Annotated in this window: 10 protein-coding genes; 7 read left to right on the top strand and 3 right to left on the bottom strand. The window is 45.8% G+C overall.

The features are described 5' to 3' along the window. Positions 1–11: 11 nt before the first annotated feature. Both HRI96_RS08780 and ffh read left to right on the top strand, forming a co-directional pair. Positions 12–1,064: an NAD(P)H-dependent glycerol-3-phosphate dehydrogenase gene (locus tag HRI96_RS08780; protein ID WP_210117002.1), complete on the top strand. Its 1,053-nt coding sequence runs from the start codon at positions 12–14 to the stop codon at positions 1,062–1,064. 1 nt (position 1,065) lies between these two features. Beyond that, on the top strand, positions 1,066–2,433 hold the full coding sequence (gene ffh / locus HRI96_RS08775; protein ID WP_210117001.1) for a signal recognition particle protein: 1,368 nt from the start codon (positions 1,066–1,068) through the stop codon (positions 2,431–2,433). Positions 2,434–2,613: 180 nt separating this feature from the next. Here ffh and HRI96_RS08770 read toward each other — a convergent pair whose 3' ends face one another. Beyond that, positions 2,614–3,357: a glycogen-binding domain-containing protein gene (locus tag HRI96_RS08770; protein ID WP_256729200.1), complete on the bottom strand. Its 744-nt coding sequence runs from the start codon at positions 3,355–3,357 to the stop codon at positions 2,614–2,616. A gap of 422 nt (positions 3,358–3,779) precedes the next feature. Here HRI96_RS08770 and flcA point away from each other — a divergent pair, with 422 nt between their 5' ends. Both flcA and HRI96_RS08760 read left to right on the top strand, forming a co-directional pair. Continuing rightward, positions 3,780–7,343: a periplasmic flagellar collar protein FlcA gene (flcA, locus tag HRI96_RS08765; protein WP_210117000.1), complete on the top strand. Its 3,564-nt coding sequence runs from the start codon at positions 3,780–3,782 to the stop codon at positions 7,341–7,343. Between the two features lie 12 nt (positions 7,344–7,355). Then, positions 7,356–7,982 (top strand): diacylglycerol/polyprenol kinase family protein, encoded by a 627-nt coding sequence (locus HRI96_RS08760; RefSeq protein ID WP_210116999.1) that lies wholly within the window; start codon positions 7,356–7,358, stop codon positions 7,980–7,982. 185 nt (positions 7,983–8,167) lie between these two features. Here HRI96_RS08760 and HRI96_RS08755 read toward each other — a convergent pair whose 3' ends face one another. After that, a complete protein-coding gene (locus tag HRI96_RS08755) occupies positions 8,168–8,959 on the bottom strand; it encodes a hypothetical protein (protein ID WP_210116998.1) in 792 nt (263 codons plus the stop codon). A 166-nt stretch (positions 8,960–9,125) separates the two neighbouring features. Between HRI96_RS08755 and HRI96_RS08750 the strand changes: the two genes are divergently transcribed. From HRI96_RS08750 to HRI96_RS08740, 3 genes are all read left to right on the top strand, one after another. Continuing rightward, a complete protein-coding gene (locus tag HRI96_RS08750; protein WP_210116997.1) occupies positions 9,126–9,830 on the top strand; it encodes a DUF2259 domain-containing protein in 705 nt (234 codons plus the stop codon). 121 nt (positions 9,831–9,951) lie between these two features. Continuing rightward, entirely contained in the window at positions 9,952–11,124 is a 1,173-nt protein-coding gene (locus HRI96_RS08745; protein ID WP_210116996.1) for a lipoprotein TP_1001-related protein, read from the top strand. A 74-nt stretch (positions 11,125–11,198) separates the two neighbouring features. After that, positions 11,199–13,478: a peptidase U32 family protein gene (locus HRI96_RS08740; RefSeq protein ID WP_210116995.1), complete on the top strand. Its 2,280-nt coding sequence runs from the start codon at positions 11,199–11,201 to the stop codon at positions 13,476–13,478. 225 nt (positions 13,479–13,703) lie between these two features. On the opposite strand, the gene HRI96_RS08735 is transcribed toward HRI96_RS08740, so the two are convergent. Then, on the bottom strand, positions 13,704–14,153 hold the full coding sequence (locus tag HRI96_RS08735) for a single-stranded DNA-binding protein (RefSeq protein ID WP_210116994.1): 450 nt from the start codon (positions 14,151–14,153) through the stop codon (positions 13,704–13,706). Positions 14,154–14,372: the final 219 nt, after the last annotated feature.

Raw genomic sequence — 14,372 nt, 5'->3', positions numbered from 1 at the left:
GTAGACTCATTATGGAACGTAAAAAAGTCGGAATAATAGGTTCCGGCGCATGGGGTACCGCGATAGCGCAGGCTCTTGCCCGTGCGGGGCATCACGTTCAGCTTTATACCCGCAGTGCGGAGCTTGTCCAAGCGATAAGGGATAAACACGAAAATCTGCAATACCTTCCGGGTTATGCGCTTTCAAAAAACGTTACGGCGTCTACCGATATTGCGGAAGTGGCCGACGACAAAGATTTTCTGTTTTTGGCAAGCCCTTCGCTGTATTTGCTCGACAATGTGAACCGTATTTTAAATGTTCCGTCGGTATCCCGCGCCAAAACGAATATAGGAATTTTGACGAAGGGCTTTTTTTCGACCGACGACGGGCCCAAGCTGATAATGGAAACCCTTGAATCGATTCTTCCCGAACCTTTCCGTCATAATCTGGTATATATCGCAGGCCCAAGCCATGCGGAAGAAGTTGCGGTGGGAAAACTTACAGGTCTGATCGCCGCATCGGAAAATCCTAAAAATTCCATTATGTTCCGCGACCTGCTTCGCGTTCCCGGGCTCATGGTCTATTCGAGTTTCGACGTGATCGGCGTGCAGGTTTGCGCTGCGGTAAAAAACGTGATAGCCGTAGTTTACGGTTCGTTGGATGCGATCGCCGAAAATTCCGCGATATTCGGCGACAATGCGGAATCTCTTTTGCTTGCCGCCGGCTTGAATGAAATTCAAACGATCGGGTTTGCCATGGGCGCCACACACGCAGAAACGTTTACTTCCATTTCAGGCGTGGGAGACCTTTACGTGAGCTGCAAAAGCAAATACGGAAGGAATCGCCGCTTCGGGCACGACATAATAAAAAATGCAATTCTCACGAGGTTCAAAAACCTTGACGATCTTATAACAAACATATCGTCGATAGGCTATCTTCCTGAGGGCGTCGTCGCCTGTAAATATGTAGCACAGATCGCGGAAAAACATAACCTGCGTCTTACGATATGCAACGGTTTGTATAGAATACTGAACAGAGAAATAGAGCCTGAAGACTTTTTAACGAATCTTTTGATGCGAGGATAATATGCTTGAAAAACTGACAAATACTTTCAGCGACATTGTGCGCACTATAAGCGGAAAATCGTCGATTACCGAAAAAAATATTGAAGAAACCGTAGAAAAAATCAAAATGGCTCTGCTTGAAGCGGACGTCAACCTGCGCGTAGTGCGCCGTTTTGTAAACAGTACGATCGAAGAAGCTAAAGGTGAAAAAGTTCTTCGAGCAGTGGATCCCGGGCAGCAGTTTGTAAAGATCATTTATGATAAAATTTGCGCTCTGTTAGGTTCTACAAAGACGGATCTTTCGCTTAAAGGCCCCGACACGCAATCAGTCATACTCCTTCTCGGGCTTCAGGGCTCAGGTAAGACTACCGCCGCGCACAAATTGGCCGCAAGATTTAAAAAAGAAGGCCGTCATCCGCTTTTGGCCGCTTGCGACTTGGTGCGCCCTGCAGCCGTAGAGCAGCTGAGCATTTTAGGTGAAAAGATCGGTGTTCCGGTTTATAAAGAAGAGTCGAAAGACGCCGTCGGCGTTGCAAAAAACGCAGTCGCCTTCGCTAAAAAGAACGGGCACGACATAATTATAATAGATACCGCCGGCCGCCTGCAAATTGACGAAGTTATGATGAAGGAATTGGCCGCCGTAAAAAAAGCCGTCAATCCTGAAGAAACCGTACTTGTAGCCGATGCGATGACAGGGCAAAACGCCGTCGACATTGCAAAAACATTTGACGAACAACTCGGCATAACCGGAATAGCCCTTACGAAATTCGATTCCGATGCGCGCGGAGGCGCTGCGCTCTCTCTAAGATCCATTACCGGTAAGCCCATTTTATTTATAGGTACGGGCGAAAAAACCGAAGACTTTGAAGTATTTCATCCGGAGCGGATTGCAAGCCGTATTTTAGGCATGGGCGATATTGTTACATTGGTAGAAAAAGCGCAGGAAACGATAGACGCGGCCGCCGCTGAAAAAATGCAGCAAAAGATGGCCAGAAACGAATTTACGCTTGATGACATGCTTGAACAATTCCGCAATGTTAAAAAAATGGGTTCGATTCAGTCTTTAATTGAAATGATGCCGGGACTTGCCGCTCAGATGGGCGGACGCGACATAGACACGAGCGGTATGAAAAGACAGGAAGCGATAATTCTTTCCATGACGAAAAAAGAAAGGGCGAATCACCTGATAATAGGCCCAAGCCGCCGTAAGCGCATTGCAAAAGGATCGGGAACGTCGGTAGCGGAAGTCAATAAACTCATAAAACAGTTTGAAAAATCCAAGCTGATGATGAAAAAACTTGGAAGAAACCGTGGAATGCAGGCAAAGATGATGCAGCAGCTTGCCGGCGCGGGAAAAATGCCGGGCGCAGGCTTTCCGGGTTCAATTTAAACGTTCCTTAAAATTGCACAGCGATTAAATTTTCAGATTTAGAAACTGGGCAATTCGTGCGCTTTTTGCGCACAGTTGATAAGCGATGTTTGCCTAAGGGCAAACTCGATGTTAAAAGACGCCGCGCTTATTTAGCGGCGGCTTTCAAACGTTCCTTAAAAAACGATATGCGAGGAAATTTCAATAAGATTGCGCCCCGTATTCAACCCTGAGTACGGAAGCTACTCTGCCGTCTACGGTGTAAGCGCGCTCGGGATTCGTTTTGTCTATTATTGTCTTTAACCCACTATAAAACGAATAATAATATGTGCCTTCCGGCAGATGCAGATCGAGCGCGTAAAGGCCCGGTTCTATTTCGTTCATCGTATAAATCCATGAATCCCAGTTTGTAAAAGAGCCGCCTAGCCGGATTTTTTGTCCGCTTTCGCCCCTGTAAATAAAGCGTACTGCATTGTTTTTCGAAGTTTCCGTTGCCGGAGGTGAAGTGCGGTCGATGTTCACTTTTGAAAGACGGATGCCCGTTTCAAGATTATATTCGGAATCGGGGTTGAGAGGATCGATGGTCCATAATCCGTCGATGATTAATCTGTAAGAAACGGAGGGGGCATTTTTGGGAATGTCCAAGATGTAAAAGAACCAGGAATCCACGGGCTTTCCGTCTATGTCGGTAAAGGTGCGCAATTTAAATGCGTGGATCTTTTTAAAATTTTCAAAGTCGAACGCTATTCCTACGGAGTGAGCCGTGTGCGGCGCCGTAAAGACGATGCAATCGTTTATTATCTGCGGCCTGTTTACTCCTGTGATTTTTGATAAAAGTTCATCCGTAATTGCCGTATGTGTGTTGTCAAATTCCTGCGCGGACAAAAAAAACGAGTCGGCTAAAACCAATACCGCTGTCAAAAATACAAATAGAGAGCGCTTCATATTTTGAATATCGGTAATATCCGAAAGAAAATTAATATTATTAAAGACTGTCTCAAAAGTCTGTTCCTTTTTCGACAGCTCGTCGAGTTGGCGACGACGACAAAAAGGGCGACCGCTTAAGCGGTTTTGAAGGCGGTTTTGAAGGCGGTTTTGATTATGCGGCGTTTAGATGCGGAATTTATTAACAAAGGGATAAAAAATATCCGTTAATAGAAATATATAGGGAGAACCTATAAAAACTTCGGTTTTTATAGGTAACTGCGGCTCATGAGCCGTTAAAATGCGATGTTTTAACTTGCGATAATACAGCGAGTTAAAACTCGTCTGCATCTTGAAAAAACAGCAAAAAGAGAGTTTTTCGAGATACACTAGGGTATATTGCCCTTGTATCGGTATCTTTTGTGGGGTAAAATCAAAGTCGAATGCCTGGAAAAACAAACTTACAACAATTTTCTTCAGACGTACTCAATATAGGCGACGAAGTTAAGGTTCGCGCTGCGCGCGGCGAAAAACCTTCGATCTATGAAATCCCTCCGGATATCTCCGATACCGACGATTCTCAGGATTTTGTGATAGGTATGCCTGAGCCGGAAGAGCTGGAAGAAGATAAAACCCAAGATTTATCCGAAGCAAAGGCTGAAACAAGCGAAGATCAGGAGGAAGAGGGAGCCTTCGTTCCCGACATTCCGCTGCCAGGCGAAGATATAGTCGCAGGCCCTTCCGATATTCCCGATTTGGACGCTATTTTAAACGGCGTAGTATCTTCCGGCAATGCGGCCGGAAAGCAGTCCGACAGCGCCGATATAGATCTGGATCAGCTTTTAGACAGCGTAACCGGGGGCAGCCACGGTAAAGATCCGACCAGTGATAATCTTAAAGCTCAGGACTCTGCAGTTCAATCTGTTCCTGAAGAGAAAGAGAGCCGAACTTCTCCGGTTCAGGATACGTCTTTTTCGGATTTCGGTCTTGACGATATTCCGGATTTGGAAAACATTTCCGATGAAGACCTTGTTCCGGCTGCAAAGGATGCGGGCGATGACGCGCAGATAGGCGGCAAAACAGGTGCCGGCGCTCCTCCGGTTGGAAAGGGAACAGCTGCCGGCGGCGGGGAAGGCGATCCGTTTGCCGACGATGATTTTGACGGCACGGATTCCGCTATAGATTTGACGGGCGACATTTCCGAAGAATCGAAAGAGGTTCCCGACGATTATACCGCTTCTTGGGCTTACGACGTTCCTCCTGAAAATACGGCGGCGGGAGCCGACGAAAAAAATAAGGAATCCGGTTCGGATAGCGACCTTGAAGAAACGGGAACTTCCGCGCCGGGCGCAAGCGCAGCACAGGCCGAAGACGATTACGGCCTTCCGGAAATGGAAACGGAGCAAACTTTTGGCGGCCAAAAAACGCCGCTTGAGTCCGCCGAACAAGTTTCAGGCGGATCGGCACAGACCGCTTCCGTTTCCGATGATTTTTCTCCGCACAAAGACGCTCAGGATACTTTCGGGGCCGATGATTTTTCTTTTGATAAAGACTCCGCTTCCCCGAGCGGCGATGTGTTCGGCGGAGATTTCGGCCTTGACGACATCGATACGGATGTAAAGACTCCTCCTTCGACCGATGAAACCGCTGTTGACGACGACATAGATCTGTCGGCCTTGGACGATATTGATCTTCCCGGCACCGATTCTGCGGATCTGAGCGCAGGAGAGGCTTCTTTTAACGATGAAGAGAATTTTGATAAGGCAGGAATAGAAGACGGCGGAGGCGAGGGACATGAGCTTGAGAGCGGGCATAAGCCTGAGACGGGCTCAGGACTTGACGATCTTAACATAAGCGAAACCGACGCCCGCATGGGCTCTCCGGGTGACGATTTCGATTCAATGGATGACGAAGATTTTTCGATTCCCGGTTTTTCGGACATAGACGAAGCGGCTCTGGACAGGACTGTCTCATCGAAGATCTTCCCGGCAAAGGAACCCGATTCCGAAACAGGCGATGCCGGCGCATCTCAAGAAAACTCTCTTACGGAAGACGAATACGAGCGGTTCAAAAAAAATCTTTCAGGCTATCCTCTTAACGTAAAACTTGCCGTAGAAGAACTGATCGTAAGCGAAGAATTCAAAGACGATGCGATCTTTGAAGTTATAGAAAGGGTATTAAAAAAACAATCCGCCCGACAGTTGGCTTCTCACCTTGAGAAAATGCTTGATATTTCGCTTCCTGTTCCGCGGAATTTTGAGCGCCGCACCGTTGCGGAATACGAAGCGTATAAAGCGTCGTTTGAATATCAGCTTAAAAATAAAATCATTCCCCTAGGATTGATCTGCGTCGCGCTGGGCTTAATCGGGATTTTCCTTTTCTTTACTGTAAAACAGTTCGTTTACAATCCTCTTAAGGCGGTAAGTCTTTACCGGCAAGGCTATGAGCTTTTGGAATCCGAAGAATACCCCCAGTCCGAACAGAAATTTAAAGAGGCGGTTACATATAAGGAAAATAAAAAGTGGTTTTACAGGTACGCGAGAGCGTATAGAGCGCACAAACAGTATGAGCGCGCAAGGGTAATGTACGACGACATTTTAAAGCGCTTTAACAACGACAAACCTGCGGGGCTTGAGTATGCCGATATGGAATGGCGCGATCTTGCCAATTATGAAGGCGCCGTAAGGATAATAAACGACCGCGTGCTTTTATATCATGTAAACGATCCGGACGCCCTCTTACAGCTTGGCGACATTTACCTTGACTGGGGCGATAACGGTGAGCCTGAAAACTATGAAAAAGCCAGGATCAATTACGCTTCGCTTATGAATCTTTACGGAGCGAAGGATCTGTATCTTTCGCGAATGCTGCGTTATTTTATACGCACGGACAATTTACGCGAAGTTTTGCAGCTTAAAGACGTATTCTTCCCGAAGAAAAAATCTTTAGGAGCTCAGGATCTTACCGAACTCAGCGGATACATGTTTGATAAAATTCAAGGCGGCCTTACGCCTGCCGAAGAATATCTTCGCAACAGAATCGAAGACGTAAAGGCTCTTATGGAAAGGGCGATACAAGCAGATCCCAATAATCCTACAGCCTTGTACAATATGGCGCGTTATTATCTTAATATGGCGAACAACAGCGCCGGTTTGAATTTTCTTGACGCCGCCATAGAAGCTTTTAAAAACGTTCCTAAGACGACGAAGGCCGACGCATACCGCAGAATAGATTCATACAGATTGAAGGGCGAAATTTACGTAAAACAGAATGAAATAATAAAGGCTGTTGAAACATATACGGAAGGCATTTCACTGTATAAGGCGCAAAGCCAAGCCCTGCCCGGAAATTACATAATAGGAAAACTTTACAGCGATATGGCGGACATAGATTATTTTAAGTTCAATAATACGGACGCCGCTTACGAATATTACAGAGCCGCGCTTGAAAATGAAAACGACACTCCTTCAATCCGCTATCGGATAGGCGCAATATTGTACGAAAAAAACCGCTTCCCTGAAGCTTTGGGCGCTTTTATCGCCGTAGCGGAGCTTGTCCCTGACGACAATAATTTGCTCATGGCTTTAGGGAACGTTCTTTCCGAAAGAAACAGCTATAACGCCGCAAAGGGATATTACGAAGAATTGCTTTCGCATTTGGACGTATTGCGCGCAAACCGGGGAATTCTTCTTCCCCAAGTTGAAGCGGACGATGCCGACATAGTGGAGCTTTATATGAAAGCTTCAAACAACTTAGGCGTTATCTTGTATCATCTTGCAAGACGCACGGGTAACAGTAACCTCAACGCCAGATCCATTGTTTATTTTTCAGAATCTTTAAGAGCTTGGGACGCCCTTACGCGCAATCAGGTGACGATGACGCGGCTTCCGGGTACGAACCTTGCAGAAGAGAATATAAGATATATTTTAAAACCGGTATCGGATTTTGAACCGGCCGTTTATCCCGATATACCTCGGACATTGAGCGGGGAAAAGGGAATCGACTAAAGGAATTTATTGATGAGCGATAGAATAAGCGGCATTCTTATAAAACAGCATATTATTGATCTGAAAAAAGAAGTGTTCAGAAAATCCATCCATATATGCGCGGGATTCGTTCCTTTTTTTCTTGCCAAGGCTTATGTGCTTACGATCGTGTTTTTGTGCTTGTGCCTTATGCTGTACCTGATCTTTGAATCGATGAGGATAAGAGGATGCGAAATTCCGCTTGTCTCCGCAATCACCGCTGCGGCGGCTAGAAAGCGCGATGAAAACAAATTTGTATTAGGCCCCGTTACCCTTGTTTTGGGAATTATTGCGTGTGCTCTTCTTTGGGAAAGAGTGCCCGCCGCGGTAGGCATTTATGCGCTGGCGTTCGGCGACGGTCTTGCAAGTCTTGTAGGAAAATTGATGGGCTCAATAAAAATTCCTTTTACACGGGGAAAGACCGTCGCCGGAAGTCTCGCCTGTTTTATAGCGATTTTTTGCTCTACGTTTTTAGTGCTGCGTTCCGTTAAGGTTGCGTTTTTTATAGCCGTTTTCGGCATGCTGATTGAAATATTGCCTTTAAAAAATCTGGACAACCTTGTGATTCCCGTCGTGCTGGGCGGAATCGCCCAGTTTATAATCGTAAATCAATTTTTTTAACCGGCCGCGGCCTTTTTCTTGAGTCCTGATAATTGCGGATTTGGATAGTGCCGCGCGGCGCACCACTTTGCGGCTCTTTTCTTGAGTCCCGTTTTTACAGGTTTGGGGGGGCAGGGGAGCCTTGCGGCCTTGAGGCAGTTTGCAACGCGTCTTTCGCCGTAAGTGTTTTACGCCGTATCGCACCGTCACTGCCACAGATACTTTCTGTGCAGGTTTGAAAGATATAAGTACGTACCTGACGCCATAAGAGCAGTCCCTGCAAAAAGTTTTAAATAATTGTCGGTATTGCAAAGGATAAAATAGCCTGTGACGAGAGTTGCATAGCCGGCGACGGTTTGTCTTATCCTTTCCGATCCTTGCTGTATGCCGGCTGCAAGGATCGAAACACCCGAAAGTAAAAAAACCGAAAGTCTGAAGATAAAAAGAAACGTCTGATAGCCCCACTTTATAGTGCACAGATGAGTAACCTGTACGGAATTTATGGGAATAATGGCGCAGCATACCATCGAGGTAAAAAAGATCATAGTCATATTGCGCTCTTCGTTTAACCGCTGTTCAGGGTCGCTCATCAAGGCTATGAATAAAAAGCTTAAAGGGCAAAGCATTCTGCCTAAAACTATCACTCTTCCGGCAAACAATACCAAAGGCGACGTAAAAGCCCACGATCCGTTCAACGGAATGATAAGCCTTGCCGATTCCGTGAGGCATCCGATCAAAAATGCGCTGAAAAAAAGTATTTCAATAGTCTTTGTTTTTGCAAAATTACTGTATACGAAAATCTGCGTAATAACCGTATACAGCATAAAGACGAAGACCGAAGCGATCACTGCGTAAAATTCATATTTTAATAAAAACAAGCCGCTCGATCCCTGCCTTTCTGGAGGGAGCAGAATATTTCCCTTGAAATTAAAAAGGAAAAAAACAACGGTGAGGGCGACGCAGCTTATAATCGAAGCCAGCCTGAGTAATAAAAACATACGATCTCTTGTCGCTATAGTCATGTAAAAATCATAATAGTTAGCCTTATTTTAGTAAAGACTTACTCATAAATTCCGAAAATAAAAGAGAACGTAAAAACGCCTGACAATAGACGTTTTATAATGTTTATGACCGAATTTTTCGCTTCAGTATATTGGAGGATGTATGAAAAAATTCATTCCGTTTGCTTTTTTATTTTTCGTTTTAGGAACTTACATATTTGCGGGAGATGCCGCCGTTTTTGTAGATGAAGGTTTTTCAAAAGACGGTTCGGTATATGTTTTCGGTCAATACGGTAAAAAAGACCGTTCGTTTGAACCTTATGCGGAAATTTTCGTCGTTGACGTCGCTAAAAACGATTTTGTTTCAGGCGGAATATTTAAAAGCGAACCGGGACAGATCTCGGTATCCGAAAGCGCCTTGAGCGTGTTTGAAAAACTGGAAGCAAAAAATTTTCTTAAACTAAAAAAATACGATCTTAAAAAGACAAATGCGGATAATCTGTTGTATCTTTCATCCGATGAAAACAAAAAAGGCTCTGAAAAGATCGTTTTTTCAGATTTTGAAGCGTCCACCCTTGCGGATCAGGTTAAATGGTCTGTGGAGCTGATTCCTTCCGTTTCAGGTCGCGCCGATAACGTGAGTTCCTCATTTTATATTTCCGTAAAAATGCAGGACGCTTTAGGGCGTGTAATAAAAGAATACAAGGCCGGTTCACCCGACATAAAACGTAAAGGCGTATCGGGATACAATATCGAAAAAATCCTACGGGACGATTATCAAAAAAGTCTTGTCTTTGTAATTGAAAAGATCATCGAAGATAAAAACGGAATTTCCATAAGATACATGGTTGAAACTCTAAAGCTCTAAAATATTTTGACCGTCTTGTAAGCGAAACTTGATCCGCCGCATATTTTGCACATTTTTGTGCTTTTTGCGGTGATTTTTTTCCGTTTTTGCATTTCTTTGCAATTATTATTGCGGAGGTCTTATGCAAAAGACGGCAAAAGCGGTAGATTTCAAATCATTTTTAAAAAGATCCTTTTCGATCTTTTTTCAAACCCTGTTTTGGAGTTCAGCGGTACTGTCTTCGGTTTATAATATCTCGTGCCGCATCTCAGCCGAGGGAATACAAATTCTTTCAGGCGATTACGAATCTCCAAAGATCCTTTCAATAGTTGCGGAATCCGAAAAAAAGATAACGGTCAGTCTTTCCGAAGAAGTGAACGTGATAGGCTTAACTTTAAGCAGACAGTCCGCCGTTTTGTCCGACGCTTCGGTTCCTATGTCCGGGGGCGAATCCGGCAAGGACGTTTTCCCTGCGTCGCTTTACGCTGCGTGCGGCGTTGAAAATTCGATACCGATTTCTATAGAAAGCGAAGAAGGCGGAAGGCTCATAATATGCAATCTCGCTATGCCCACCGAAATAGGGCGAAAATATGTTTTATACGGAGAAATAGAAGATAAAAACGGCAATACGCTTACCTTTTCTTCACCGGTCATAGGATTTAATCCCCGTGCGGCGAGAGTCGTGTTCAGTGAAATTCAAGACAGATCTACCGAAAAAGGCGGTGTGGAATTTATAGAGCTTTACGTGTTGGAACCGGGCAATCTGTCGGGGCTTGTAATTTCAAGCGCAAACGACGGAAAAGACTATGACGTCTGCCTTCCGCCCGTAGAAGTCGATGCCGGAGATTTTGTTGTCGTGCATTTAAGAAATTCGGGGGACGGTTGTATTTCGGAGTATGGAGATGATCTGGAGCTTTCAACGGCTCAGGGAAGCAGCTCTTCACGCGACATCTGGATCGTTAATACCGACAGCCGGTTGGGTTCCACGCAGGATGTGCTTTTGCTCGAAGACAGCAACCGCTCTTTATTGATCGATGCGTTTTTATATACCAAAAACTCAAAGACACAGTGGATGAAAGCGCCTTTGGAAGAAGCCGCCCGAAGAGCGTATGAAAGCGGCGTATGGAAAAGCGGATTTTCTATAGACAATGCTTTTAAAGTAGCGGGCGATTCCATGCAGTGTATTTTTGCGCGAAAGAATTTATCTGCGTTGGATTCGGCCGCAGAATCCGGAACACTGCCTGCAGGGGGAATAAGCGTCGTTCCCGAAGACTGGGAAAGAAAGACGGCTTCTTCGGTAACTCCCGGAAGGTAGACGAAAGATAATCGATTGCGCACAGGCGGAAATACAGGTAGAAAATTCTTCGTTATTGTGATATATTTTGCGGCATGGTTGAATTATTGGCGCCCGCCGGAAACGTCGAAGCGTTGGACGCTGCGATAGGCGAAGGGGCCGACGCGGTATATTTGGGATTAAAAAGTTTTAACGCAAGGCTCCGCTCTTCAAATTTTGCATGGAATCAGTTTGAAGCCGCCGTGTATTCGCTGCACCGCTTGGGGAAAAAAATATATGTGGCGGTTAACACCGTTGTCGAAGACAGAGAAACTGAGCGCCTTTATCGCTTTTTGGAATATTTAAATCGCGTCGGGCCGGACGGTCTTATCGTTCAGGACTTTGCCGTGCTGCGCATGGCAAGACAGTTTTTTCCCGGTATGGTTTTACACGCTTCAACACAGATGAACGTCGAAAGCGCCGCCGCCGTAAACCTTTTGAGCAAGGAAGGCGTAAAACGCGTAGTAGTCGCCCGCGAGCTGGGACTTGAAGAAATTCGCGCGATAAAGGCAAGGACTAACGCAGAACTCGAAATGTTCGTTCACGGAGCCTTGTGCGTAAGCGAGTCGGGGCTCTGTCTTTTTTCAAGTTTTCTCGGCGGAAAATCCGCTAACAGGGGAATGTGCACTCAGGCCTGCAGAAGGTTTTACACGGCCGATGTTCCGGGCGGATACAAGCAGGGGTATTATTTTTCACCGTATGACCTTCAGCTTATAGACCGGATACCCGAACTTATAGAAGCCGGAGTAGATTCGTTTAAAATTGAAGGGCGGATGAAGAGCGCCGAATATGTCGGAAGCGTCGTTTCCGCTTACAGGTATGTGATCGATCATTACAAGGACAATAAAAAAGAAACCGTCGCAGCGGCAAAGCGCATGCTCGCAACCGATTTTGCGCGCAGCAAAACTTCTTACTGGTACGGGTTTAAAAGCATCGAAGAAGGAATGGAAAACGCCGGAAAGGCGATACTGAATCCCGATCAGGCCGGCGGAACGGGGATATTTCTTGGGACCATAGAATCTTTCAAGGTTATTAAAAATACGATTAGACTTAACGCTCCTTATTCCGGGGACGAGGGCGAAAGAGAATCGGGAGAAGACATAGACTTTTTTGCTGATGATAAAAAAGGCGATATATACGCAGCCCTGTTAAGCGGGGGAACCTATGACCCTGAAATAGGCGATTCCATCCGTCTTCATAAAAAAGACGATTCCGGCAGAAAAAGCCATAAGGTCCGTGCGGTTACGGTAGACAAAAACGGGCGCCGCTGGATAGATATTCCTCCGGATTTTTCAAAGGGGGACAGCGTCTACCTGCTTCAGACGAAAGCCATGTCAAAACATTATCCCCGCGTTTTGCCCAACGATATTTCATCGTTCAGGCGCCAGCCGGGAGCGGGAAGGCTTCCTATCCTTGATTTGACTCCGATAAAAAAGGACGAGTTGTCGTACTTCCCTGAAGGATTGTACGTTCAAGTTTCTACATTGGAAGACTTGTTTGTTGTTCAATCGGCCCGTCCTGTCAGGGTTATATTGGAATTGAACGGCGAAACGGCGTCCGCTCTTAAAGAAAAGAAGATAATTCCGCCGTTTTCAAAAAAGCAGATTTTTTTGTCGCTGGATCCGTTTGTTCCCGAAGGAACGTACGACGCTCTAAAAGAAACGGTAGACTCTCTTGTAAACGACGGTTTTCACGCTTGGGTCGTCAATAATATCGCCCACATTTCCATGCTCAGAGGGAAAAATGTAAATATCGTGGCGGGGCCTTATCTTTACACGTTTAACAGGTGGGCCGTATCTTGGCTTGAAAATCAAAATATCGGCGCTTTTATAAGTCCTTATGAAAATTCCCGTAAAAATCTTGAAGCTACTTACGACAGGCAGTTCAGACAGAGGGTTTTGGTTCCGGTCTTTGCCTATCCGGCCTTGTTTAGAATGCGCTTTAAACTTCCCGGCGACTATGATTTTACATATTTTACCGACAAAGAAGAAAAGGAATTTAAAGTGAATTCTACGAACGACGGCTCGTTCGTCATGCCGGAAGAACCTTTTTCAATTTTGGATAAGACGGAAATCATCAGAGCGGCGGGCTTTAAGAGTTTGCTCATCGATCTTTCTAAGACAAAGGTTTCTAAAAGCGATTTTAAGCAGATCGTAAACGCATATTTGAAACATCTGGTTTTGCCGGGAACGTCGCGCTTTAACTGGAAAGACGGATTTTATTCCCAAGAAAAGATAGACGAGCGCAAGGCTGTCGCGGCCGCTTATGCGGCAGGCACCTTCCGCCCTGAATACGGCGCCGCAAAGAAAAAAAAGACGCGGTTTGGCAAAAGGTGAAGAATTGTGAGAAAACGCGGGCTGTCCAAAAACTGAAAGCGGCAGGCGCCGATTTCCTTGTGCCGCCTGTAACCTCTAATTGCGCTTCGTCCGGGCGGAATGCGCAACGCACAGCCGGTCGGTATTCTTGCTGCCGGCTGTCTGGTATTCGTGCGGAGATTTCAATACCTCGCCCCGCTTGAAGGCTCGCTTTGAATCTGAGGCGAGGTTGTCGATTATAACGCGCTAAAACACCGGCTGAGTAACCGTCGCAGACTCTTTAAGCTGCATTATTTCCGGATCGTCTTCTTCAGCTTCCGTAACTTCCGAATTATTTTCCGTGTTTTTTGATATTTCGTCGGTCTTTTTGAGCGGTTTCATCTCGATGTGTTCGGCGATCACTATGATCTTGCTTCTGTTTTCGCCTTCGGGCGTCTTCCATCTGTTTTGTTTTAACCTTCCTACTACACGAACCCCTCTGCCTTTTTCGGCTGCGCCGGCGCAAAATTCCGCAAGTTTACCGTAACTTTCCACGTCGAAGTATGAAACTTCCGTATCGTACCCGCCGCTTGCGTTTTTATAATAACGGTCTACTGCCAGAGGTAGCACGCAGATGCTTGTGCCCTTAGGCGAGAGTTTAAGTTCGGGCTTTTTTACGGCATTCCCTTCCAAAATAGTCGAATTGAGTTTATTCATATTTCCTCCTGATAAAAAAACTCCTGCGTAAGTTGATTGGCAACATTCGTGCACATTTTGCGCATATTCGATGCGCGGCAATATGCGACACGAATAAAAGCTGCGCTTTCGAGTAAAACATACGGCCGTCGACCGTGCGTCTTACGCCGTTCACCGTGTGTATCAATCCGCGGCAGTTTACGCAAAATAACAGCGAGCGCCTAATGTTCCCACTGTTAT

The organism is Treponema parvum, from assembly GCF_017893945.1.
Classification (GTDB): Bacteria; Spirochaetota; Spirochaetia; order Treponematales; family Treponemataceae; genus Treponema_D; species Treponema_D parvum_A.
The sequence above is the reverse complement of the archived record's forward strand: the minus strand, read 5'-3'. Positions and strand labels throughout refer to the sequence as shown.

Excerpts from the sequence above, each read along its gene's own strand:
- HRI96_RS08780 (WP_210117002.1), top strand. The coding sequence starts at position 12 with ATGGAACGTAAAAAAGTCGGAATAATAGGTTCCGGCGCATGGGGTACC.
- ffh (WP_210117001.1), top strand. The coding sequence starts at position 1,066 with ATGCTTGAAAAACTGACAAATACTTTCAGCGACATTGTGCGCACTATA.
- HRI96_RS08770 (WP_256729200.1), bottom strand. The coding sequence starts at position 3,357 with ATGAAGCGCTCTCTATTTGTATTTTTGACAGCGGTATTGGTTTTAGCC.
- flcA (WP_210117000.1), top strand. The coding sequence starts at position 3,780 with ATGCCTGGAAAAACAAACTTACAACAATTTTCTTCAGACGTACTCAAT.
- HRI96_RS08760 (WP_210116999.1), top strand. The coding sequence starts at position 7,356 with ATGAGCGATAGAATAAGCGGCATTCTTATAAAACAGCATATTATTGAT.
- HRI96_RS08755 (WP_210116998.1), bottom strand. The coding sequence starts at position 8,959 with ATGTTTTTATTACTCAGGCTGGCTTCGATTATAAGCTGCGTCGCCCTC.
- HRI96_RS08750 (WP_210116997.1), top strand. The coding sequence starts at position 9,126 with ATGAAAAAATTCATTCCGTTTGCTTTTTTATTTTTCGTTTTAGGAACT.
- HRI96_RS08745 (WP_210116996.1), top strand. The coding sequence starts at position 9,952 with ATGCAAAAGACGGCAAAAGCGGTAGATTTCAAATCATTTTTAAAAAGA.
- HRI96_RS08740 (WP_210116995.1), top strand. The coding sequence starts at position 11,199 with ATGGTTGAATTATTGGCGCCCGCCGGAAACGTCGAAGCGTTGGACGCT.
- HRI96_RS08735 (WP_210116994.1), bottom strand. The coding sequence starts at position 14,153 with ATGAATAAACTCAATTCGACTATTTTGGAAGGGAATGCCGTAAAAAAG.